Consider the following 21,185-nt stretch of genomic DNA (forward strand, 5'->3'; position numbering starts at 1 on the left):
ATATTAGCTTGAAGCCGAATATGGCCCATAGTTTGGAACAATTCCAGACTGGACCGGCACATAGCTGAATAATCGTGTCAACTTTTTGTGCATGCCGGCGCAGATTGGTGCTCCCGCGCTTCGAACGAGCGTTTTGCCGGCGCAGCCACTAGATAGAAGCGGGTGCAAACAGGAAACGGCCTTTCCATGCCACAGTCAGCTTCGGCCCTCGCGCCGGTTCGATTCGACGCCGATGCCAAGGCGAAGCTCTCGGCGTTGCGGCGGACCAAGTTCGTCGCCGCCGCGGCGCTCGCGCTGTGCGTCCTCGTCTTTGCGCTCGCCAAATCCTTCGAGGGCGGCCATCCGTGGCTCGGCTTCGTCGCGGCCTTCGCCGAGGCGGCGACCATCGGCGGCCTCGCCGACTGGTATGCCGTGGTGGCGCTGTTCCGGCGGCCGCTCGGGCTGCCGATCCCGCACACGGCCATCATTCCGGAGAACCAGCACCGGATCGCCGACAATCTCGGCCGCTTCATCGAGGCCAATTTCCTGGCGCCGGAGCCGGTGCGCGAGAAGCTCACCGAGGTCGATTTCGCCGCTTTGGTCGCCGACTGGCTGGCCGACGCCGAACGCGCCTCCGATCTGTCGCGATTCGTCGTACGCCTGGTGCCGCAGACATTGACGGCGGTGGAACAATCAGGTCTCCGTGACTTCGTCACCAGCCGCATGCTGGAGCAGATCGAGAAGGTGCCCCTGGCGCCGCTCGCGGCCGATCTTTTGTCAGCGCTGACCGACGATCGCCGCCACCAAAAGCTGTTCGACGAGTTCATCCGAGTCGTCGGACGTTTCCTCAATGACGAGCAGGCGCTGGTAACGATGCGTGAAAAGATCCGCGAGGAACTGCCGTCGCTGTTCAACCTGTTTCGCGCCGACGCCTATCTTTTGAAGAAGATCGTCGCTTCGGCAGGCTCGCTGCTCGATGAGGTCAGGGCCGATCCCAACCATCCGATGCGTGCCGAATTCGACGGTTTCGTGCTTGGCTTCATCGAGCGGCTCAGGACCTCGAAACAATATGCAAGGCGCGCCGAGAAGCTGAAGCGCGATTTCCTCGGCCGTCCGGAAGTGCGGGCGCTGGCCGGCGATGCGTGGACGAGCCTGCGCCTGTTCATCGAGCAGGACGTCAATGCGCCGAATTCGACGATCCGCGAGCACCTCGCCAACATGTTCGTCGAGGTCGGCAGGCATCTGGCCGACGACGCCCAGATCAGGGCCGACATGAACCAGGGTTTTGTCGTGGCGCTGGCTTCGTTCGTGGAAAGCCAGAAGAGCGGGGTGTCGACATTCATCGCCGACCAGGTCAAGCGCTGGGACCTGGCGCAGCTGACGCGGCTGATCGAGACCAATATCGGCAGGGACCTGCAATATATCCGCTTCAACGGCATGATCGTCGGCGGGCTTGCCGGGCTGGCGCTCCATACGGCGGAGCGGCTGTTCCTCGTCAATTGACGCTGGCCCAAGGAGCACTATTCTCCTTCAAGGGCGCCGCATGGCGGCCGGCAGGGAGGCAGGGCATGGCAAGACAACCGGAATCGGACTCGTTCCTCGACATGTTCAGCAGGTTCGGCCGCGACCTCAAGCTGCCGAATGTCGACGTCCAGGCGATCCTCGACCATCACCGCAAAAACCTCGAAGCCCTGGAAAAATCGGCGAGGGCAAGTGCGGCCGGCGCATCCTCGGTGCTGGCGAGGCAGCATGAGATGGTCCAGAATGCCATGCATGAGATCACGCGGATGGCGCAGAACTATCAGACGCCCGGCAATCCGCAGGACCTGATGAGCAAGCAGGCGGAGTTTGCCCGCAGGTCGTTCGAGACGACGCTGAAGAATGCCAGCGAAGTGGCCGACCTTGTGCGCAAATCCAGCACCGAATCGGTCGAGATCCTGCGCGACCGGATCCGGGATGCGATGGCGGAAATCCGCGCCGGCTACGAAAAGAAATAGGCTACCTGGCGATTTCGGACCCATCACCGACCGATATCCGATGCAACCGGCGCAGGCGTCCGAGCGTTCTCGGCCTGCCCCAAAGCATCAACTCTACCGGCGAAAATCGCGGGGCGGCGAATTGACAGAGGCCGCCGCTTCATGGTCGGGAGACAGGCAAGAGTGATGGGAAAGCCGGAATGACGGAAACACGGCCGAGAACGCCGCCGACCTTCGAGCAGTTGCGCATGATGTCCGGGCAGGAGCTCGGCGTGTCCGACTGGACGATGGTCGACCAGCAGCGCATCGACCAGTTCGCCGAATGCACGGGCGACCACCAGTGGATCCATGTCGATCCGGAAAGGGCGAAACGGCAGAGCCCGTTCCGTACCACGATCGCGCATGGCTATCTGACCTTGTCGATCATCGGCGCGCTGGCGCTGGAGATGGGCATCGTGCCGGAAAACACGCAGGCCGCCTTCAACTACGGCTTCGACAAGGTGCGCTTCCTGGCGCCGGTCAAGGCCGGCGCGCGCATCAGGCTGCGCACCACACTGCTTTCCATGGAAGATCGCGGCCCCGGCCAGTATCTGATGAAGGCCGCCAACACCGTCGAGATCGAAGGCGAGCAGAAGCCGGCGCTGACCGCCGAGACGCTGGTGATGATGTATGAGCGCCGCAAACGGGCAGGTTAGGTCCGCCGATATTCAGGTGAGGCCGGTCTGCAAATGGCGGCTTCCTGCGCTTCCGGTGCTCACGTACTTCAAGTACGCTCCGCTCCGGTTCTCGGAACCCACCATTTTCGACTCGGCCTGACCTGAATCTCGACAGACCTGGCGGCGTCGGTTCATCAGGCTGATCAAAGTCATCTATGCAGCTTTGTTGCGGCGCGATGCCGACATCGCTTTCTCAAGCGCTCCGAAGATGCGCTGATCCCAGCATTGCGCGACGTTGAAGCGCATGAAGCGGCCGGCGGTGTGCGACAGGCTGAAGGCATTGCCGGGCGCCAGCACGACATTGTCCGAGAGCGCATGGCGGGCGATATCGGCAGCGTCGATGCCGTCGGGCAGCCGGCACCATAGGAACATGCCGGCTGGCTGGTCGATCCAGGGAACGATGCCCATCGCCTTCAGCCTGCCGCCGGTCTCGGCCATGGCGCGCGACAGGCGCGTGCGCAACTGCTCGACATGCTTGCGGTAGCTGCCGTCCTTCAACAGGGTCAGCACCAGCTCGGCGGATAGCCGCGCGCCGCCGAATGTCGTGGCGATCTTGAGATCGGTAAGCCCCTCCATCCAGTCGCGGGGCGCGGCGATGAAGCCGCAGCGCACCGAGGCCGACAGCGTCTTGGAGAAGGAGCCGATCTGGACGACGCGCTGCAGCCCGTCGAAGGCCGCGAGCCTCGGAGCAGGGCTATGCTCGAAGTCGGCGAAGATATCGTCCTCGACAATGGTGAGGTCCGCCTGGTCGGCGAGCTTCAAAAGCCGATGCGCGGTGACCGGCGACAGGATCGCGCCGGTCGGGTTGTGGATGCCGGAATTGGTGATGTAGAGGCGTGGCCGGTGCTCGGCGAGCGCCTCGGCGAAAAGCTCGATGTCCGGCCCCGAAGGCGTGTAAGGCACGCCGACAACCTTGGCCTGATGCGCGCGCAGCAGCGCATGGAAGTTGAAATAGCAGGGATCGTCGACCAGGACCGCATCGCCGGGCTCGATCAGGAAGCGGCACAGAAGGTCGATCGCCTGGGTGCCGCAGTCGGTCAGCATGATCTGGTCCGGCGAGGCCTCGACGCCATGGTCGGCCATGCGCCTTGCCAGCAATTGGCGCAGCGACGGCAGGCCGAGCGGCGTGCCGTAATCGGCAAGCGCCACGTCGTCAGCACGGGCAGCGGTGCGCAGCGCCCGGCGCAAGGCGGCCTGCGGCATCCAGGACGCCGGCAGCCAGCCGCAGCCGGGTTTCAGCATCTCCTCGCCCGCTTCGAGCGATTGCCGCGACACCCAGAGCGGGTCGACGGCTCGGTCCAGCCGTGGGCCGATCTCGGCGAGCGACAATGGCGCGAGCTGGCCGGCGGCGTAGAAGCCGGAGCCAGGCCGCGAACGGATCGTGCCTTCCGCCGCAAGGCGCTCATAGGCTTCGACCACGGTCGATTTTGAAACCTGCATGGATCTGGCCATGGCCCGTATCGACGGCAGGCGGGCTCCGGGCGTCAGCATGCGCGCCGCGATCCGCTGGCGGATTGCCGCCATGACGGTTTCGACGAGGGTGGCGCCACTGGCATTTGGGCCTGATGCGTCCATCTGTACTTCTCTGTAGGCCATTACAGTTTTGTCAAATTGTACTCCATTGTACCTGGCAACACCATGGCCCGCGCCGGTACGGAAGCGCAAACGGAGCGGATCATGGAAAAGAGTTTCGACGGCTGGCTCAGCGGCTTCATCGGGGTGCTGATCTTCAGCGGGTCACTGCCGGCGACGCGGGTGGCGGTGATGGATTTCGACCCGACCTTCCTGACGTCGGCCCGGGCGGCGATCGCCGGTCTGCTCGGGATTGCGATGCTGCTGCTGTTTCGCGAGAAGCGTCCGGAGCGCAGCGACTTGATCTCGCTCGTCGTCGTTGCGCTGGGGGTCGTGGTCGGATTCCCGTTGCTGACGGCGCTGGCGCTGAAACATGTCACCTCGGCGCATTCCATCATCTTTGTCGGCCTGCTGCCGCTGGCCACCGCGATTTTTGGCGTGCTGCGCGGCGGCGACCGTCCGCGCCCGGCCTTCTGGCTGTTCTCGTGCCTGGGAAGCGCTTTGGTCGCAGGCTTCGCCCTGGCGCAAGGCGTGACCGCGTCGCCGGTCGGCGACGGCCTGATGCTCGCCGCCATCATCGCCTGCGGGCTGGGCTACGCCGAAGGAGCCAAGCTGTCGCGCAAGCTCGGCGGCTGGCAGGTGATCTGCTGGGCCTTGGCGCTGTCGCTGCCGGTCATGCTGGCGTTGAGCTTCGCGACGCTGCCGCCATCCTTCGCCGCCATCGGTTCGGGCGCGTGGATCGGCCTCGGCTATGTCTCGCTGTTCAGCATGCTGATCGGTTTCGTGTTCTGGTATCGCGGCCTGGCGCAAGGCGGCATCGCCGCCGTCGGGCAGCTGCAGCTGCTGCAGCCTTTCTTCGGCCTGGCGCTGGCGGCGAGCCTGCTGCACGAAAAGGTCAGCCCGATGATGGTGGTCGTCACGCTCGGCGTCGTGGCCTGCGTGTTCGGGGCGAAGAAGTTCGCGCGGTAGGGGAGGCGAGTGCGATTGGTTCTTGCTCGATCCTACTCGTTTTGGGGTGGTTCAAACGAACAATAGGTTTCGTCGGCCACTCCGCGGTGCGTCTTACCGAAGCTGTTGAAGCTGCGACCATCCCATTCAGCGACCGACTCCGCACAGTCAGCCTGATCGCCATTTAGTCCGTCTATCCACCGGGCCTTTATCAGGCGACTATCCGGCGAGTATTTCAAATCTAAATTCAAGTATTCCATGCCGCCCAGTGGGAAATCCCAAACTTTTCCACTATTTGTGTCTGCGATATAAACGCATGAATAACCCGTACCACATCCGATTTCGACAATCCTGTAGTGCCCGGCAAAATTAGCACCGGATTTCATCGCATCTGATATCCTTGTGCGGTATTCCCGCGCCCCGCGGTCTCTGCCGTCAAACTGAGGCAACTTAACGGGTCCGTTTTGAAAAACCCTCGCCGGAAAGGTTTCGAAGCGCAATTCTTCGCTTGGTGATGTCTTCGCCTCATCGGACGGCCACTCCATCGATACGCTCGAATCGAGAACGTCGCATCGAAAGAAGGTGCCTTTGTCGGTATGGTCCATGCCAACAATGTTATTGAAATCCTTGCCGTCCCAATCGAAATCTTGCTGCCTGCACAGAACCTTTTCGCTGTTAAGCCATGCGGACTTTATCAATCGGCTTTTCACATTATAGACCAGTTTCAGGCTGCTTGTGCCTTCGCCACCCAATGGGAAGGCGTGGATCGCGCCGCTTCGTCCGTCGACAATCCAAGCTGATTTACATTCAGTACCGCATCCCATTTCGACGATCGTATAATGTCCGGCGAAATTGTAGCCGGATTTCACCGCCTCCCTAATCCTGGCCTTGGTTTCCGGCGTCCAGTTTGATCCGTTGAAGCGAGGCTTCGCTCTAGAGCCCTCAGGGCTAAGCTTTGCGAGATATTTCTCAAAGCGCGGAGCATCCCACCCTGGCGATGCTGCAGGGGCGGGTGGCCAATCTGGAGTGGCCCCATGGCTTACTTTCTCTGCAGCAGCCGCATCAGCCGTAGAAACCAGCAACGCAAACAAAAATAAGTACGAAGCAAGCCTCATTGCCCTCAACCCGACATTCGTTGGCTTATCCCAATCTCTTGTTCACTTTATGTTCCTAAGAAAAATACTGCAAGCATAATAAGCGCGAATATTCGCCGCGACGCCTGCTAAAACCTCGTCACCACCCCGATGCCGATGCCCTCGAAGCCGCCCATCGCCATCAGGGCGGCGGGCGCTTCATCTAGGCTGATCTTCTTGCCGACCAGCAATTCGGGCTTCAGCTTGCCGGTGCGGATCATCTCCATCATCGCGTTGTAGCGGTAGGCCTGCATGCCGTGGCTGCCGAGGATTTCGAGCTCGAAGGCGATCACCTTGTCCATCGGCACCTGCGGCCGGGCATGCTCGCCCAGCATCAAGCCGACCTGAACATGACGGCCGCGGCGGCGCAGATTGGCGATCGAGTTGAACGAGGTGGTCGGGTGTCCGAGCGCGTCCATCGACATATGCGCGCCGCCATTGGTGATCTGCTTGACGGCCTTGACGACGTTCGGCGTCGTCGAGGCATTGATGGTCGCGACCGCGCCGATCTTTTTAGCGAATTCCAGCTTCTCGTCGGTGAGGTCGATGGCGATCACATTGGCGCCCATGGCGCTGGCGATCATGATCGCCGAGAGGCCGACGCCGCCGCAGCCATGCACCGCCACCCATTCGCCCGGCGTCACCCGGCCCTGGTCGACGATGGCGCGGAAGGAGGTGACGAAACGGCAGCCGAGGCTCGCGGCGGTGGCGAATTCCATCTCTTCGGGCAGGCGCACCAGATTGGTGTCGGCGTGCTCGATGCCGACATATTCGGCGAACGAACCCCAGCCGGTGAAGCCCGGCTGCGACTGGTGCTCGCAGACCTGATGGTTGCCAGACGTGCATTCGAAGCAGCGGCCGCAGCCGACGGCGAAGGGGACCGTGACACGATCGCCGGCCTTCCAGCGGCCGACCTGCTTGCCGGCGGCGACGACGACGCCAGCCAACTCATGTCCGGGGACGTGCGGCAGCGTGATGCCGTCATCATGGCCCATCCAGCCATGCCAGTCGCTGCGGCAAAGACCAGTCGCCTCGACCTTGATGACGACGCCGTCGGCGGCCGGCTTCGGATCGGGCACGGTCTGGATCGTTGGCGCCTCGCCGAACTTTTCAAAGACGACAGCTTTCATGGGGGGTCCTTCAGTTCGTTACTCGGCATCGATCTGGTTCTGCGGCGCAGCCTTCTGGAATGCCGGCAACGCCATGCAGGCGGCGTTGATGCGCGCAATCACCGGATAGGGCGCCATGTCGACGCCAAAGCGAGCATTGTTGGCGACCTGCGCGGCAAGGCAGATGTCGGCAAGGCCAGGCGCATCGCCGTGGCAGAAGGTTCCGGTCTGCGGCGACGAAGCCAGAATCTTCTCAAGCGGCTGGAAACCTTCGTTCACCCAGTGCCGGAACCAGTTGATGACATCCTCGTCGCCGGCGCCGAACAAACTGCGCAGCGAGGTCAGCACGCGCAGATTGTTCACCGGGTGGATGTCGCAGGCGATCATCTGCGCCAGCATCCTGACGCGAGCCCGACCCAGCGCATCCTTCGGCAGCAGCGGCGGCTCAGGCTGTATCTCGTCGAGATATTCGATGATCGCCAGCGACTGGGTCAAAAGCGTGCCGCCGTCCAGAACCAGCGCCGGCACCAGCCCTTGCGGGTTGACGGCGCGATAGGCGGGCTCGAGATGCTCGCCATGGCGCAAGTGGTGCGGCACATAAGTGTAGCTCAGGCCCTTCATCTCCAGCGCGATCCGCACCCGGTAGGAGGTGGAGGAGCGGTAGTAGTTATGAAGGACGAGGTCGCTCATGGCCTCGGCTGCCCGATGGTCACCGCGATCTCGCCGATGCCGTCGACGCCGCCGGTGATCCTGTCGCCGGCCTGGACCGCGCCGACGCCGGCCGGCGTGCCGGTGAAGATCAGGTCGCCGGGTTGCAGCTCAACCGCCTCGCTGCAGATCGCGACGATGTCGGCGATCGGCCAGATCAGTTCGGCAAGGTCGCCGTCCTGCTTCACCCCGCCGTTGACGGCAAGCCAGATGCGGCCTTTTTCCGGATGCCCCGATTTCGCGGCCTGAACCAGCGGCCCGCAAGGCGCGGATTGGTCGAACGCCTTCGACCAATCCCAGGGCCGCGCCGCCTTCTTGGCCTGATCCTGCAGGTCGCGGCGGGTCAGATCGACGCCGACGCCATAGCCCCAGACATGGGCGAGCGCGTCTTCGCGCGGAACGCGGAAGCCGGCCTTGCCGACGGCCACAACCAGCTCGATCTCGTGGTGCAGGTTCGAGGTCAGCGGCGGGTAGGGGATCTCGGCGCCGCTGTCGACCACCGCGTCGGCCGGCTTGGTGAAGAAGAAGGGCGGGTCGCGCTCGTCATTGCCGAGCTCGCGTGCATGCGCAGCGTAATTGCGGCCGACGCAGAAGATGCGGCGCACGGCGAACCGCTCCGCCGAGCCTGCGACGGCAACCGAGGCAATCGCCGGGGGCGGAAGGACGAACTCTGGCATGGGCGGTCTCCGTGCTGGCATGAATCGTTCGCACCTTCAGCCGATTTCCACGGGCGAGCAAGGCTCTATGGCCGCGAATATGTTGGCCCTGTCGCTTCACCGACAATGCCATATACCATTGGCCGATATACTATTTGCCAATAATCTGACCATGGTCACGAGACTATCCTGTGCCGGCCGAAACCGAACCGATGCCTGATCCTGAGCAATGACCGCCGTCAACGATCGCGCCCGCTTCCTGATCATCGACGACCACCCGCTGTTTCGCGAGGCGCTGCACAGCGCCGTGCAGATGGCCTATCCGGACGTCGATACGGTCGAGGCTCGTTCGATCAGGGAAGCGATCGAGCTTCTTGCCGACGCCAAGCCGTTCGACCTCGCGCTGCTCGATTTGAGCATGCCCGACGTGCATGGCTTCGAGGGGCTGTTGCAACTGAGGACGCGCTATCCGCGCCTGCCGGTGGTGATCGTGTCGGGCTATGAGGAGCCGAAGATCATCTCCGAGGCGCTTTCCTACGGCGCCGCCGGCTTCATCCCGAAATCGGCCCGCAAGAGCGATCTTGCCGCCGCCATCCGTTCGGTGATGGATGGCGCGGTCTATGTGCCGGAGAATTACGAGGGCCAGCCGCCCGACCCCGACAGCACCGACCGCGCCGACATGGTGCAGCGGCTGGCCAGGCTGACGCCGCAGCAGCTGAGGGTCCTGCAGATGCTGCGCCAGGGCATGCTCAACAAGCAGATCGCCTACGAGCTGCAGGTGGGCGAGACCACGGTCAAGGCGCATGTCTCGGAGATTTTGCGCAAGCTCAACGTGTATAGCAGGACGCAGGCGGTGATCGAGGTGTCGAAGCTCGACAATGCGGAACTGTTTCGGGATCAGGCGGGGTTTTGAACGCTGGCTGAAAAGTGAACTGTCGCCGTAATCCCTGCGCAATCCTGATCTCTATCATGACGCTAAAAAGATATAGATGAGATTATTGCTCTCGCTTCCTCTAATTCTTTGCTTACAAGGTCGCTTTCTAAAGCCAAGTATGTCGCTAACGCAAAGTCATTTCCATTCGATAAGTACCCTACCGATAATATTTTATCAATTGTCTTTGATAGTACTCCGGCGCACATTATGTTGCCGAATTTCTGCGTAGAAATATGATCGGCAGCTATGTGGTTATTTTGACAAAATTGAATCATAAACGATCTAAGAACGTCGAAATCTGCGTTTGGTTTCTCGCCGCCACTGTATCTGGCAATAGTAAATTGAAGCGCGCCGACACCTGATGTTTTGGCCAAGGTAGGTGGCCCCTTGTTGGGAAGATCGTCAGTTATATCTTCCCATTCGTCGGGAAGGTCCAAGGTGATGCCATAGAATTGTATCCTCATTTGGTTTCGTTGGTCATTCTGATTGGCATTTCTTTCAGACGGTGGCTTCGGCTGGGTTGAGCCCGTCTTTAAGCCAGCAAATGCGCCAGCAGCGCACGCAATTGCGCCGGCTTCAGCGGTTTGCGCATCAGCTCTATGCCGGCGGCGCGGGCGGCCTTGGCGACGGGTTCGGAGCCGTCGGCGGTGACGATCAGCGCCGGCACGGTCCGGCCGAGATAGTCGCGCACTTCGGCGATCGTTGACGTGCCGAGGTCGCCGCCGTCGAGATGCTGGTCGGCGATGACGATGTCGGGCACCCAGGCGGTGTCGCCGAGCAGGTCGAGCGCATCGTCGGTCGAGGTCGCGGGGCGCACCAGGCATTGCCAGCGCTCGAGCAGCGAGGTCATTGCCGAGAGCACGTCGGCGTCGTTCTCGACCAGGAGCACCTTGGTGCCGAACAGGCCGTAGCCGCGCGGCCGCTCAATGTCGGCGGCAGCCATCGCCGGCTCGGCCGCGGCCATGCCGACCGGCACGTCGATATGGAAGATGGTGCCGCGCCCGACCTTGGAGGAAAAGGTCACAGGGTGGCCGAGGGCGGCCGCCATGCGGCGCACGATCGCGAGGCCGAGCCCGAGCCCGCCGGCGAGCCCGGCGTCGGCAAGCGTGGAGGTGCCGCGGTGGAATTCCTCGAACACCGCCTCGCGCTGGTCCTCGGGGATGCCGCAGCCAGTATCCGCAACGTCGATGCGGATGGTGTCGCCGCGATGCCTTGTGCCGACCAGGACGCCGCCGGAGCGGGTGTAGCGCAGCGCGTTGGAGAGGATGTTCTGCAGGATACGCCTGAGCAGCGTGCGGTCGGAACGCACCGCGACATTGACGGGCCGGAATTTAAGCGACAGGCCTTTCTTTGCCGCCTCGGGAAGGAAATCCGAGCGCAGCGAGGAAAACAGCGCCTCCAGGCTGACGTCGCCGATCTCGGGCTGCACCACGCCGGCGTCGAGCTTGGAGATGTCGAGCAGCGTGCGCAGCAGGTCTTCCATGGTCTCCAGCGAGCGCTCGACCTGGCGCACCAGCTTTCTGCCTTCATCGCTGGCCTGGACCTCTGCCAGCGCCGAGACCGACAGATGCGCGGCATTCAGCGGCTGCAACACATCGTGGCTGGCGGCGGCCAGGAACCTGGTCTTGGAGAGGTTCGCCAACTCGGCGCTCTCCTTCGCCGCGCTGAGGTCGATGTTCGACTGCTCGAGCCGGCGCAGCGTCGCGTGCAGTTCCTCGGTACGGTTGCGCACCCGGTTTTCCAGCGAGATCGCGGTCTGGAACAGCGAGAAGGCGTTGCCCTGCTGGTCCATCGAGCGCTCGACGCGGCTGACCAGCGCGGCGTTGATCTTCTTCAGCCTTTCGAGGTCGTCGATGTCGCGAAGCGGCATCTGCACTCACTCGGCTGCCTGGCGCTCGCCGAAGGCGATGCCGGTAAAGGTCTGGTTGAGATGCATCGAACGATACTGCTCGCCATAGGTGCCGAAGCCGATGACCTTGTTGGTCCGGTAGAGCTCGGAGATATCGCGAAAAACCTGGCGGTTGCGCGCGTCGAGCCGGCGTAGCACGCAGTCGAAACCGAGGATCATGTCGATGCCGCCGAGACGATGCTCGACATCCTGGAGCGCGGTGCGCGTCGCTTCGACCATGTTCTTGGGCTGGGCGATGGAAAGCACCACGCCGTCGTCGATGGCGCAGAAGAAGGACAGCGAGCCGTCAGGGTGCATGCGCTGGATCGAGCGGCAATAATATTCGCCGCCGACCTTCACCACCACGGGGTGCGAGGCAAAGCTCAGCGGCGTCAGCGTTTGCGGCACGATGCCGACGGAGGCGGCATATTCTTCCGCTGCGTTGGTGGCGTTGAACTCGCGCACGACACGATGGTCCGGGTCGGACGCCGTCACCACCAGCTTCTCGTCGGTCGGAATGAAATTATCGGTCTTGAAGACGTGGAAGGGGATCTCGGTCGCGACCAGCACGACGATGGCGCTGTCGGACGCGACCGTGCCGTTGGCGATCAGCCTCGTCGTCTCGAATTTCAGGTCGTCGCCGGCCGAGCCGCCAATCAGCGGAATGTCGTCCAGCCCCCAGTGGATGGCCGAGGTAACCGCTTCCTCGGCATAGGACAGCCCGTCGATGAAGCAGAGCGCGAATATGTTCTTGGCCCGATCCTGGCCGACGCGCCCGCGCAGCAGGCGCCGCAGCGAGGCGACCTCGCCGGTGATCCGGTCCATGCCCGACGAGGAGAGGTTCTCGACCATGGTGGCGACGGTCGAAAACGATGCCGATGGCAGAAGCAGGGCAAGGACATGTCCTTCCTCCAGCCCCTGCGGCGTGATCTCGCCGGCGGTCGAGCAGCCGGCATAGGCAAGCGACGGAGCGTGTACCTTCAACGCCTGCGCGAGCGCCGCGGCGTCGACCAGGCTCTGGGAGAAGAACAAAAGCGCGAAGCCGGCGTCGACGATCGCCGCTTCGGCCGCGATGGCCCGGGCAAAAACATTCGGATCGGGCTCATCCGTGGTGAGCGCCGAAAGGCCCGATGCATAGCGTGTGCTAGAACTGGCCAGCCGCCTTCTCCGCAATTTCCTCCAACGCTGATTATGCGTGTCTTTTCTTATGCGTGTCAGGCACGCTTCGCGTCGAGGGCATCTTTGCCCTCAATCCCTGTTTTGGCAATGGGCCGGGCGGCACGCTCAACAGCTTGTCGGCCATGACCGAAAGTACAAGGGGCGCAGCGCTGGCAGCACTGTTTTGCCCGTTGTACGGTACGCAAATAGCGCGCTGCCGAAGCACAGGCACGGCATCGGCAAGGCGAGGACCAAGGTTAATACCCAGGGAGGCTGCATGTCGGACGTGTCGTTGACTGTGAATGGGAAACGGGTCAGCGGTAGTACCGAAGACCGAACGTTGCTGGTGCATTTCCTGCGAGAACATCTCGGCCTGACCGGAACGCATGTCGGCTGCGATACCTCGCAATGCGGCGCCTGCGTCGTGCATGTCGACGGCCGGGCGGTGAAGTCCTGCACGATGCTCGCCGTTCAGGCTTCCGGCTCGAGCATCGTCACCATCGAAGGGTTGGCCGACGGTGCCGAGCTGCATCCGGTTCAGGCCGCGTTCAAGGAGCATCACGGGCTGCAATGCGGCTTCTGCACGCCGGGTATGATCATGGCCGCGACCGATATGATCGCGCGTCACCCGCAAGGCCTCGACGAGGCGACTGTGCGCGCCGAGCTCGACGGCAATATCTGCCGCTGCACGGGCTACCACAACATCGTGAAGGCGATCCTCGCCGCATCGGAGACGATGTCGAAGGGCGCCAAGGGCAAGGCGAAGCAGGCAGCGTGAGATGAGTGAGTAGTGAGTAGCGAATAGTGAGTAGCGAATGGTCGGCGTCTCTGTGACCGACCCCTACTCCAAATCTTTTCCTACTCACTATTCGCTACTCACTACTCCCCTAAATTCCGGAGGAATTTCCGCAATGGGTATCGAAGGCGTCGGCGCCCGCGTGGCGCGCAAGGAAGACAAGAGGTTCATCACCGGCGGCGGCCGCTATGTCGACGACATGGTGGTCCCCGGCATGAAGCATGCGGTGTTCGTGCGCAGCCCGCACGCGCATGCGCAGATCAAGAAAATCGACGTTAAGAAGGCGCAGGCCATGCCGGGCGTCGTCGGCGTCCTGACGGGCAAGGAGCTCAAGGCCGACGGCATCGGCAATCTGATCTGCGGCTGGATGATCCACTCCAAGGACGGAACGCCGATGAAGATGGGCGCGTGGTCGCCGCTCGCTGTCGACAAGGTGCGCTATGTCGGCGACGCCGTGGTGGTCGTCGTCGCCGAGACCAAAGGCCAGGCGCGCGACGCGGCCGAAGCGGTCGAGATCACCTATAAGGAACTGAAGGCCGTGGTCGATGCCACGAAGGCGATCCAACCCGGCGCGCCGCAGATCCATGCCGAGGCAGAGGACAATCTGATCTTCGACTGGGAGCTCGGCGACGCCAAGGCGACCGACGCGGCGATCAAGTCGGCGGCCCATGTCACGCGCATGAAGATCGTCAACAACCGGCTGGTGCCGAATGCGATGGAGCCGCGCGCGGCGCTCGGGCACTACGACAAGGCGGAAGACCACTATACCTGCTGGACGACGTCGCAAAACCCGCATGTCGCGCGACTGGTGATGAGCGCCTTCTACAACGTCGCTCCGGAAAACAAGCTGCGCGTGATCGCGCCCGATGTCGGCGGCGGCTTCGGCTCCAAGATCTACATCTATCCGGAAGAGATCGTCTGCCTGTGGGCATCGAAAAAGACCGGCGTTCCGGTCAAATGGGTCGCCGACCGCACCGAGAGCTTCCTGTCGGACGCGCATGGCCGCGACCATGTCTCGACCGTCGAGATGGCCTTCGACAAGGACAACCGCATCACCGCCCTCAAGGTCGATACGATAGCCAATCTCGGCGCCTATATGTCGCTGTTCTCGTCCTGTGTGCCGACCTATCTCTATGCGACGCTGCTGTCGGGCCAGTACAACATCCCGGCGATCCACGCCAATGTGCGCGCCGTCTACACCAACACGGCGCCCGTCGATGCCTATCGCGGAGCTGGGCGGCCGGAGGCCACCTATGTGCTCGAGCGCACGATGGAGACCGCGGCACGCGAGCTTGGCGTGTCGCCGGCGGAACTCCGACGCGGCAACTTCATCACGTCCTTCCCGCACCAGACGCCGGTGATCATGAACTATGACGCCGGCGATTATAACGCTTCACTCGATGCGGCGATAAAAGCCGCCGACTATGCCGGCTTCACCAAGCGCCGCGCCGACGCCGCTAACGAGGGCAAGCTGCGCGGCATTGGCATGAGCTGCTATATCGAGGCCTGCGGCCTGGCGCCGTCATCGGCGGTCGGCTCGCTCGGCGCCGGCGTCGGCCTCTGGGAATCGGCGGAGGTGCGCGTCAATGCCGCCGGCACGATCGAGGTGCTCACCGGCTCGCACAGCCATGGCCAGGGCCATGAGACGACATTCGCGCAACTGGTCACCCAGCGCTTCGGCGTGCCGATCGACTCCGTCTCGATCGTGCATGGCGACACCGACAAGGTGCAGATGGGCATGGGCACTTACGGCTCGCGTTCCGGCGCCGTCGGCATGTCGGCCATCGTCAAGGCGCTCGACAAGGTCGAGGCCAAGGCCAAGAAGATCGCCGCGCATCTGCTGGAGGCGGACGAGGGCGACATCGTCATCGAGACTGGCGAGGTCAAGGTCGCGGGCACCGACAAGAGCCTGCCCTGGTTCCAGGTGGCGCTTGCCTCCTACACCGCTCACAACTTGCCGGCGGGCATGGAGCCCGGGCTGAAGGAGACGGCCTTCTACGATCCGTCCAACTTCACCTTCCCGGCCGGCTGCTACATCTGCGAGGTCGAGATCGATCCGGAAACCGGCATGACGGAGATCGTCCAGTTCGTCGCGGCCGACGATTTCGGCAACATCATCAATCCGATGATCGTCGAGGGGCAGGTGCATGGCGGCATCGCCCAGGGCGTCGGCCAGGCGTTGCTGGAAGGCGCGCATTACGACGCCAGCGGCCAACTCCTGACGGCAAGCTACATGGACTACACCATGCCGCGCGCAGCCGATCTGCCGTCCTTCAAGGTCTCGACCTCGAACACGCCGTGCCCGGGCAATCCGCTCGGCGTCAAAGGCTGCGGCGAGGCCGGCGCCATCGGTTCGCCGCCGGCGGTCATCAACGCCATCACAGATGCGCTCGGCGTCGTCGACATCGCCATGCCGGCGTCGCCCGCCACGGTGTGGTCGGCCATTCGGGCGAAGAAATGAGCGAGTAGGGAGTAGTGAGTAGCGAATAGGGAACCGTGCCACCTCCGGCAGCGGGCCTACCGACTACTGACTACTCACTACTGCCTAACCACTGTAGGGGAGGATCCCATGTATTCCGTCAACTACCATCGCGCTTCCTCCGTCGCCGACGCCGCAAGGCTGCTGAAGAACGGCGACGCCAAGCTGCTCTCCGGCGGCATGACGCTGATCCCGGCGATGAAGACGCGGCTCGCGGCACCGTCGGACCTCGTCGACGTCTCGCGGCTGAGGGACCTGCAGTGCATCAAGGTGTCCGGCAAGACCGTGACTATAGGTGCCGCGACGACGCATTACGACGTCTCCACCGACGAGAAGCTGAGGAAGGCCTGCCCGGCGCTTGCACATATGGCATCGCTGATCGGCGACCCGGCGGTGCGTTACAAGGGCACGATCGGCGGCTCGATCGCCAACAACGATCCGGCGGCCGACTATCCGGCGGCATTGCTGGCGCTGGGCGCGACGATCGTCACCAACAAGCGCGAGATCGCGGCGGACAAGTTCTTCAAGGGCCTGTTCGAGACAGCGCTGAAGGACGGCGAGATCGTCACGGCGGTGAGCTTTACCGCTCCCGCCAAGGCGGCCTACCAGAAATTCCGCAACCCGGCTTCGCGCTACGCCATCGTCGGCGTGTTCGTGACCAAGGGCAAGGACGGGGTGAGGGCGGCAGTGACAGGCGCCGGCGAGGACGGCGTCTTCCGCTCCAAGGAAATCGAGGCAGCGCTGGCGAAGAATTTCGACGTCGCGGCGCTCGGCGACCTCAAAGTGTCGGCAAAGGGGCTGATGAGCGATATCCATGCTTCCGCCGATTACCGCGCCAATTTGATCGCGGTGATGGCCAAGCGCGCCGTGGCCGCAGCCAACGCCTGAACGGCGACGCCATGCATGAAAGAAGGGGCCTCGCGGCCCCTTTTTCTTTCGCCGCGGCAATGGTTTAGGCGCAAACGCCTGTCGAATTGCGGCTTCGCACTTGCACAAAGTTATCCCGCACTGCAAAATAAATCCGGCGGGAATACCAGGTGGTCCAGGCTGCGGGCAATGTCTCGCATGCGGACCTCGAGTCGCGAAGGCACGGTATGACCGACATCTCCGCAGCGTCCGTTGTCCTGCCGCGGGCCGCGACCGACAGGGAAGCCAGGGCAAGACTGGCCTATCTCGACGGTTGGCGAGGCCTGTCGATCGCCATGGTGCTGGTCGGCCATTTCTTTCCGGTCCCAGGGCTCAATCTCGGCGTGCTCGGCGTCGAGTTCTTCTTCGTGCTGAGCGGCCGGCTGATGGGTGAAATCCTGTTCATCGAGCGCTTTCCGCTGAAGAAATTCTTCAAGCGCCGCTTCTCGCGCATCTATCCAGCGCTGCTAATCTTCGTGATTGCCGCCATGATCGGCCTGACCGGAACCTTCATCGCCTTCAAGTGGAAAGCGGCGCTGACGGCGCTGACCTTCACCTACAATTACGCCGGCGTCCTGATCACCCGCGCCGGCGCGCTCGACCACATCTGGTCGCTCTGCGTCGAGGAGCATTCCTATATCCTTTTGGCGCTGATCAGCGTGGTGGTTACCGGTCGGGCGAATGTCGTGCGGCTGCTGGTGGTGCTGGCGCTGCTGGCGATGGCCAACGGCGCCATTTCGTACGGGGTTCTCGGCATGGGCTACGAGACTACCTACTGGCGCACGGACGTGCATATCGCCTCGATCCTGCTATCGGCCGCGATCTGCCTGCTCAAGGCCGACGGGCGGCTGCCGGCTTTCCTGCAAAACCAGCATGTGGCGCTTGCGGCGGCGGTTGGCGGCGTGTTGCTGTTCCTCGATCCGGTGCCGACCACGATCCACTATCTTGTCGGCGTGCCGCTGCTGGCGCTCGCCGTCAACACGCTCGACTTGGCGGGGGGCTACCTGACGGGGCCGTTGTCGTCGCGGCCGATGGTGATGCTGGGGCTCTGGTCCTATTCGCTTTATCTGTGGCAGCAGCCTTTCTACAAATTCGTCGATGAGCGCGGCAGCGCGACAATCCCGATGCTGGCGGCCGCGTTCGCCTGCGCGCTCGCGAGCTACTACATCGTTGAAAAGCCCGCGCGCGGGTGGCTCAACCGCAATTGGTGAGCGCTCTCAGCCTGGCGTGGCCGCCTTCTGCGCGGCGAGATAGCGGCGAAGCCCGGCTTCGCCGCGCGGCGTGGTCCAGCGATGATTCCAGGCGAAGGCTGGTCTCAGAATCGGCGCCAGCAGCTTGAGGAGCGGCCGCTCGACCGTGACCTGCCAGGTAAGATCGACATGGGTGCCTCCTCCGGACGGCGACAGCTCCGCCCGCCACAAGCCGTCGAAATCGCCGAAGGTCTTCACCACCACCAGCCGGCCGGAGTCGAGCTCGGCCGCCTCGATGATGAAGTTCAGCTCATAGGGCAGGGCACCGCGCGCTCTCGCTTTGGCGCGCGCACCGACGACGCCCTTGCCCTTCCTGTCGAGCGGCTCGACCTCCTTATAGGCATCGCCCCACCAGAGCGGCAGAAGCTGCGCGTCCGACAGCACGTCCCACACTTCCTGCGGGGTGCCTTCCGGGATGTCCCAGCTCTCGTCGAAGCGGAAGACATTGCTCGCCATGATGTCGTCCCCAAACAGCGGAGCGGCTATATTAGCTGTTGCTTGTTTTGCTGACCAGCGGGCTCAGGCTCTGGTAGTGTCTCAGTTTGAAATTCAGAGCTTGTATTCGAATTCCCATAGCCCGACCCGCGAAAGCTCAAAGGCTATCTCATTCCAGCTATTGCCCTTAGCCGAAGCACATCGAGCGACGAGAAATTTTTCCAGTTGAAGGTGATCGAACGTCCGCATGAAAATCACGCTTTCACCAGAAAATACCGCTTCTGTGTGGGACCGAAGAAACCATGTCGGCGAACACACCGTGGCCGTGAAAGCATCCGACCCTTCTTTGCCCTCTTCTCCCGCGTAGAAATCAATGGTGACCGAAAAATCAGTTGGATCGGACGGACGCCATGTAGAGAGATCGAACGCGAGTTTATCGGCGTCCACAATCCTATGACCCTTATACTCCGCTTTCATGAAACTCGCTGTTCCTGCTTCTGATAGGGACCACGCTTTCCTGGCTTAGGCGCAATGGCTTCCATCTTCTCGCACAGATCGTCCATCGACCAAAGCGTCTGCGAAACGCCAGCCGCCATTGCCCGCGTGAGACACTACGCAGGCTCTCCTTCAGGCGACGGGCTTCGCCCAATAGCGCACCGACTTCTTGCCGCCGTGGATCACCGCATCGCCGACTTCGGCGAAGCCGAGCGCTGCGTGGAAGGCGTCGGAAGCCGGATTGGGCGGATCAGCGTTGACCTCGCAGGTGACGATTGCTTGGCCGGCGCGCCGGGCATGCTCGAACAGATCCTCGTAAAGTCGTCGGGCGTGGCCACGGCCGCGCGCCCCGGCCGCAACCACCACACGGTCGACATAGACAAAGCGCGTATAGCGCTCGCGGAACCAGAGGAAGTTCGGACTGTCGTAGCTTGCGTCTTGGTCGAAGCATAGGATGAAGGCTTCGAGCGCGCCGATCCGGCGGGTGTAGAAAGCCTCGCCGAGCAGGAAGGAAAGCCGTTCCGGCTCGAGCCAGGACAGCTCCGCCGCATGCTGGTTGTTGAGCGCGAGGATCGCGGGCTCGTCGGCGGGTGAGACGCGTTCGATCGGCAACAATTCCTTGCTCATCACTTGCGCCATCAAGCTCTCGCGGCCGCGATCGTCGCAGCCACCTTGGCTTGATCGGTCACCGTGTTGCGGTATTCGCGGTCGAGGTCGGTGCCGCCCATGCCGACATTCGGGTTGCGGTAGCGCATGGCGCTCGGCACGTCCGCAAGTGCTGCAAAATGCATCTCGGTCAGTCCCGTACGCCTGCGGACCTCGCCAATCGTGTCGGGGGCGAGTGCGCCACAGCCGAGTATGATGATGCGCGAGCCGGCCTGGCGAACGAGTTCCGCCAGAAGCCCGACGCCTTCGACCGCCGTGTCGCGTTGGCCGCTGGTCAGCACGCGGCCGACCTTGCAGCGGATCAGGGCTTCGAGCGCCTCGGCCGGATCGCGCGTCATGTCGAAGGCGCGGTGACAGGTGACGTTGAGCGGGCCGGCAGCCTCAACCAGTGCGCTCATGCGCGCCTCGTCGATGGCGCCGTCGGCGGTCAGGCAGCCGACGACGACGCCGGCGACGCCCAGCTCGCGCAGCGTTTCGACATCGGCAAGCATCGAGCGGTATTCGGCCTCGCTGTAAAGGAAATCGCCGCCGCGCGGGCGCACGATGACATGGAAGGGAATGGTCGCGCTTTCGAGCGCGGCGCGCACCGTACCCATGCTCGGTGTGATGCCGCCTTCGATCAGGCTGGCGCAGAGCTCGACCCGGTCGGCACCGGCGGCCTGCGCGGCGAGCAGCCCGTCAATGCCTTCGACGCAGATTTCAATCAGGGGTCTTTGCGTGTCCGCCACCGGCTTCCATCCGTGCTTTCGATGAGATGGGCAGCCCTAGCACCGGGCGCGCCGCCGCGAAAGCCGCAACCATCGGTCCAGCCATGGAAGCCGCTTGACAATGCATAACTGCAAAGTTATGGATAACTCATAACTGTAAGGTTATTGATTTCTGCGTGCCCTGCCGGCCGCAAGAACCCGAGGAGACCGACGATGGAAGCAAGATTGAAGAATCCGGTGATGCTCATTCCCGGCGCGCTGCAGGCGCTGCTGGCGCTCGACAAGTCGACCGAAGCCGGCGGCTTGCCTTATGTGACGCGCAAGCTCGTTCATCTGCGTGCCAGCCAGATCAATGCCTGTGCCGTCTGCGTCGACATGCATGCGCGTGAATTGAAGAAGGCCGGCGAGAAGGACGAGCGGATCTTCGCCGTGTCGGCATGGCGGGAGACGCCTTATTTCACCGCAGCCGAACGCGCGGCGCTTGCGCTTGCTGAAGCCGCGACGCGCATGGCCGACCGTTCCGATGCGGTGCCGGACGACGTCTGGGACGAAGCGGCGCGCCACTATGACGACAAGGCGCTCGCCGCCCTGGTGATCCAGATCGCGCTGATCAATGCGTTCAACCGCCTGAACGCCACCACGCGGCAACCCGTGGGCGCCTGGGGATAAGGTGG

The 21,185-nt window shown here is 63.0% G+C and carries 22 protein-coding genes; 10 read left to right on the forward strand and 12 right to left on the reverse strand.

From position 1 onward, the window contains the following. Window positions 1-186: 186 nt before the first annotated feature. From LB520_RS01675 to LB520_RS01685, 3 genes are all read left to right on the forward strand, one after another. Window positions 187-1,482 (forward strand): DUF445 domain-containing protein, encoded by a 1,296-nt coding sequence (locus LB520_RS01675; protein ID WP_224636204.1) that lies wholly within the window; start codon window positions 187-189, stop codon window positions 1,480-1,482. A gap of 65 nt (window positions 1,483-1,547) precedes the next feature. After that, window positions 1,548-1,976, forward strand: a complete 429-nt coding sequence (locus LB520_RS01680; protein WP_140627182.1) for a phasin family protein — start codon at window positions 1,548-1,550, stop codon at window positions 1,974-1,976. A 179-nt stretch (window positions 1,977-2,155) separates the two neighbouring features. After that, window positions 2,156-2,650, forward strand: a complete 495-nt coding sequence (locus tag LB520_RS01685; protein ID WP_224636206.1) for a MaoC family dehydratase — start codon at window positions 2,156-2,158, stop codon at window positions 2,648-2,650. A gap of 174 nt (window positions 2,651-2,824) precedes the next feature. On the opposite strand, the gene LB520_RS01690 is transcribed toward LB520_RS01685, so the two are convergent. Next, window positions 2,825-4,246 (reverse strand): PLP-dependent aminotransferase family protein, encoded by a 1,422-nt coding sequence (locus LB520_RS01690; RefSeq protein ID WP_224636207.1) that lies wholly within the window; start codon window positions 4,244-4,246, stop codon window positions 2,825-2,827. A gap of 102 nt (window positions 4,247-4,348) precedes the next feature. Between LB520_RS01690 and LB520_RS01695 the strand changes: the two genes are divergently transcribed. Next, window positions 4,349-5,212, forward strand: coding sequence for a DMT family transporter (locus tag LB520_RS01695; protein ID WP_224636209.1), 864 nt, complete (start codon window positions 4,349-4,351; stop codon window positions 5,210-5,212). Between the two features lie 32 nt (window positions 5,213-5,244). Here LB520_RS01695 and LB520_RS01700 read toward each other — a convergent pair whose 3' ends face one another. The 4 genes from LB520_RS01700 to LB520_RS01715 all read right to left on the reverse strand — a co-directional run bounded on the left by LB520_RS01700 (window position 5,245) and on the right by LB520_RS01715 (window position 8,818). Next, complete coding sequence (locus tag LB520_RS01700) at window positions 5,245-6,306, reverse strand: hypothetical protein (RefSeq protein WP_224636210.1); 1,062 nt, start codon at window positions 6,304-6,306, stop codon at window positions 5,245-5,247. 107 nt (window positions 6,307-6,413) lie between these two features. Further along, window positions 6,414-7,454, reverse strand: a complete 1,041-nt coding sequence (locus LB520_RS01705) for a zinc-dependent alcohol dehydrogenase family protein (RefSeq protein WP_224636211.1) — start codon at window positions 7,452-7,454, stop codon at window positions 6,414-6,416. 18 nt (window positions 7,455-7,472) lie between these two features. After that, window positions 7,473-8,123, reverse strand: a complete 651-nt coding sequence (gene maiA, locus LB520_RS01710) for a maleylacetoacetate isomerase (protein ID WP_224636212.1) — start codon at window positions 8,121-8,123, stop codon at window positions 7,473-7,475. Continuing rightward, window positions 8,120-8,818: a fumarylacetoacetate hydrolase family protein gene (locus LB520_RS01715; RefSeq protein ID WP_224636213.1), complete on the reverse strand. Its 699-nt coding sequence runs from the start codon at window positions 8,816-8,818 to the stop codon at window positions 8,120-8,122. The genes maiA and LB520_RS01715 overlap by 4 nt, the downstream gene beginning before the upstream one ends. Before the next feature lie 208 nt (window positions 8,819-9,026). Between LB520_RS01715 and LB520_RS01720 the strand changes: the two genes are divergently transcribed. After that, window positions 9,027-9,710 (forward strand): response regulator, encoded by a 684-nt coding sequence (locus LB520_RS01720; RefSeq protein WP_224636214.1) that lies wholly within the window; start codon window positions 9,027-9,029, stop codon window positions 9,708-9,710. Window positions 9,711-9,772: 62 nt separating this feature from the next. Here LB520_RS01720 and LB520_RS01725 read toward each other — a convergent pair whose 3' ends face one another. The 3 genes from LB520_RS01725 to LB520_RS01735 form a co-directional block, all read right to left on the reverse strand. Next, the gene (locus LB520_RS01725) at window positions 9,773-10,195 is read right to left on the reverse strand and encodes a hypothetical protein (RefSeq protein WP_224636215.1); all 423 of its coding nucleotides are present in this window, start codon (window positions 10,193-10,195) and stop codon (window positions 9,773-9,775) included. Window positions 10,196-10,263: 68 nt separating this feature from the next. Beyond that, on the reverse strand, window positions 10,264-11,601 hold the full coding sequence (locus LB520_RS01730; RefSeq protein ID WP_224636528.1) for a hybrid sensor histidine kinase/response regulator: 1,338 nt from the start codon (window positions 11,599-11,601) through the stop codon (window positions 10,264-10,266). Window positions 11,602-11,607: 6 nt separating this feature from the next. Next, window positions 11,608-12,792 carry an FIST signal transduction protein gene (locus LB520_RS01735; protein ID WP_224636216.1) on the reverse strand — a complete coding sequence of 395 codons (1,185 nt, stop codon included), beginning with the start codon at window positions 12,790-12,792 and terminating at the stop codon, window positions 11,608-11,610. Window positions 12,793-13,054: 262 nt separating this feature from the next. Between LB520_RS01735 and LB520_RS01740 the strand changes: the two genes are divergently transcribed. The 4 genes from LB520_RS01740 to LB520_RS01755 all read left to right on the forward strand — a co-directional run bounded on the left by LB520_RS01740 (window position 13,055) and on the right by LB520_RS01755 (window position 18,169). Continuing rightward, window positions 13,055-13,555, forward strand: a complete 501-nt coding sequence (locus tag LB520_RS01740) for a (2Fe-2S)-binding protein (protein ID WP_224636217.1) — start codon at window positions 13,055-13,057, stop codon at window positions 13,553-13,555. Between the two features lie 133 nt (window positions 13,556-13,688). After that, the gene (locus LB520_RS01745) at window positions 13,689-16,034 is read left to right on the forward strand and encodes a xanthine dehydrogenase family protein molybdopterin-binding subunit (RefSeq protein ID WP_224636218.1); all 2,346 of its coding nucleotides are present in this window, start codon (window positions 13,689-13,691) and stop codon (window positions 16,032-16,034) included. Between the two features lie 108 nt (window positions 16,035-16,142). Beyond that, window positions 16,143-16,940 carry an FAD binding domain-containing protein gene (locus LB520_RS01750; protein ID WP_224636219.1) on the forward strand — a complete coding sequence of 266 codons (798 nt, stop codon included), beginning with the start codon at window positions 16,143-16,145 and terminating at the stop codon, window positions 16,938-16,940. Between the two features lie 206 nt (window positions 16,941-17,146). After that, a complete protein-coding gene (locus LB520_RS01755) occupies window positions 17,147-18,169 on the forward strand; it encodes an acyltransferase family protein (RefSeq protein WP_140840514.1) in 1,023 nt (340 codons plus the stop codon). 6 nt (window positions 18,170-18,175) lie between these two features. Here LB520_RS01755 and LB520_RS01760 read toward each other — a convergent pair whose 3' ends face one another. The 4 genes from LB520_RS01760 to LB520_RS01775 form a co-directional block, all read right to left on the reverse strand. Next, a complete protein-coding gene (locus LB520_RS01760; RefSeq protein WP_140840512.1) occupies window positions 18,176-18,664 on the reverse strand; it encodes an SRPBCC family protein in 489 nt (162 codons plus the stop codon). A gap of 93 nt (window positions 18,665-18,757) precedes the next feature. After that, window positions 18,758-19,120 (reverse strand): Imm8 family immunity protein, encoded by a 363-nt coding sequence (locus LB520_RS01765; RefSeq protein ID WP_140840510.1) that lies wholly within the window; start codon window positions 19,118-19,120, stop codon window positions 18,758-18,760. Window positions 19,121-19,270: 150 nt separating this feature from the next. Then, window positions 19,271-19,765: a GNAT family N-acetyltransferase gene (locus LB520_RS01770; RefSeq protein WP_140840509.1), complete on the reverse strand. Its 495-nt coding sequence runs from the start codon at window positions 19,763-19,765 to the stop codon at window positions 19,271-19,273. A gap of 11 nt (window positions 19,766-19,776) precedes the next feature. Then, the gene (locus LB520_RS01775) at window positions 19,777-20,532 is read right to left on the reverse strand and encodes a copper homeostasis protein CutC (protein WP_140840508.1); all 756 of its coding nucleotides are present in this window, start codon (window positions 20,530-20,532) and stop codon (window positions 19,777-19,779) included. 192 nt (window positions 20,533-20,724) lie between these two features. Between LB520_RS01775 and LB520_RS01780 the strand changes: the two genes are divergently transcribed. Next, the gene (locus LB520_RS01780) at window positions 20,725-21,180 is read left to right on the forward strand and encodes a carboxymuconolactone decarboxylase family protein (protein ID WP_095764997.1); all 456 of its coding nucleotides are present in this window, start codon (window positions 20,725-20,727) and stop codon (window positions 21,178-21,180) included. Window positions 21,181-21,185 lie beyond the last annotated feature (5 nt).

The organism is Mesorhizobium sp. CA12, assembly GCF_020165255.1.
Lineage (GTDB): Bacteria > Pseudomonadota > Alphaproteobacteria > Rhizobiales > Rhizobiaceae > Mesorhizobium.

What these genes read in the sequence shown, in the direction of transcription:
- LB520_RS01740 (WP_224636217.1), top strand. Translation starts at nt 13,055, where the DNA reads ATGTCGGACGTGTCGTTGACTGTGAATGGGAAACGGGTCAGCGGTAGT.
- LB520_RS01745 (WP_224636218.1), top strand. Translation starts at nt 13,689, where the DNA reads ATGGGTATCGAAGGCGTCGGCGCCCGCGTGGCGCGCAAGGAAGACAAG.
- LB520_RS01685 (WP_224636206.1), top strand. Translation starts at nt 2,156, where the DNA reads ATGACGGAAACACGGCCGAGAACGCCGCCGACCTTCGAGCAGTTGCGC.
- LB520_RS01755 (WP_140840514.1), top strand. Translation starts at nt 17,147, where the DNA reads ATGACCGACATCTCCGCAGCGTCCGTTGTCCTGCCGCGGGCCGCGACC.
- LB520_RS01680 (WP_140627182.1), top strand. Translation starts at nt 1,548, where the DNA reads ATGGCAAGACAACCGGAATCGGACTCGTTCCTCGACATGTTCAGCAGG.
- LB520_RS01700 (WP_224636210.1), bottom strand. Translation starts at nt 6,306, where the DNA reads ATGAGGCTTGCTTCGTACTTATTTTTGTTTGCGTTGCTGGTTTCTACG.
- LB520_RS01705 (WP_224636211.1), bottom strand. Translation starts at nt 7,454, where the DNA reads ATGAAAGCTGTCGTCTTTGAAAAGTTCGGCGAGGCGCCAACGATCCAG.
- LB520_RS01770 (WP_140840509.1), bottom strand. Translation starts at nt 19,765, where the DNA reads ATGAGCAAGGAATTGTTGCCGATCGAACGCGTCTCACCCGCCGACGAG.
- LB520_RS01675 (WP_224636204.1), top strand. Translation starts at nt 187, where the DNA reads ATGCCACAGTCAGCTTCGGCCCTCGCGCCGGTTCGATTCGACGCCGAT.
- LB520_RS01760 (WP_140840512.1), bottom strand. Translation starts at nt 18,664, where the DNA reads ATGGCGAGCAATGTCTTCCGCTTCGACGAGAGCTGGGACATCCCGGAA.
- LB520_RS01720 (WP_224636214.1), top strand. Translation starts at nt 9,027, where the DNA reads ATGACCGCCGTCAACGATCGCGCCCGCTTCCTGATCATCGACGACCAC.
- LB520_RS01750 (WP_224636219.1), top strand. Translation starts at nt 16,143, where the DNA reads ATGTATTCCGTCAACTACCATCGCGCTTCCTCCGTCGCCGACGCCGCA.
- LB520_RS01715 (WP_224636213.1), bottom strand. Translation starts at nt 8,818, where the DNA reads ATGCCAGAGTTCGTCCTTCCGCCCCCGGCGATTGCCTCGGTTGCCGTC.
- LB520_RS01690 (WP_224636207.1), bottom strand. Translation starts at nt 4,246, where the DNA reads ATGGACGCATCAGGCCCAAATGCCAGTGGCGCCACCCTCGTCGAAACC.
- LB520_RS01765 (WP_140840510.1), bottom strand. Translation starts at nt 19,120, where the DNA reads ATGAAAGCGGAGTATAAGGGTCATAGGATTGTGGACGCCGATAAACTC.
- LB520_RS01695 (WP_224636209.1), top strand. Translation starts at nt 4,349, where the DNA reads ATGGAAAAGAGTTTCGACGGCTGGCTCAGCGGCTTCATCGGGGTGCTG.
- LB520_RS01725 (WP_224636215.1), bottom strand. Translation starts at nt 10,195, where the DNA reads ATGAGGATACAATTCTATGGCATCACCTTGGACCTTCCCGACGAATGG.
- LB520_RS01780 (WP_095764997.1), top strand. Translation starts at nt 20,725, where the DNA reads ATGGAAGCAAGATTGAAGAATCCGGTGATGCTCATTCCCGGCGCGCTG.
- maiA (WP_224636212.1), bottom strand. Translation starts at nt 8,123, where the DNA reads ATGAGCGACCTCGTCCTTCATAACTACTACCGCTCCTCCACCTCCTAC.
- LB520_RS01730 (WP_224636528.1), bottom strand. Translation starts at nt 11,601, where the DNA reads ATGCCGCTTCGCGACATCGACGACCTCGAAAGGCTGAAGAAGATCAAC.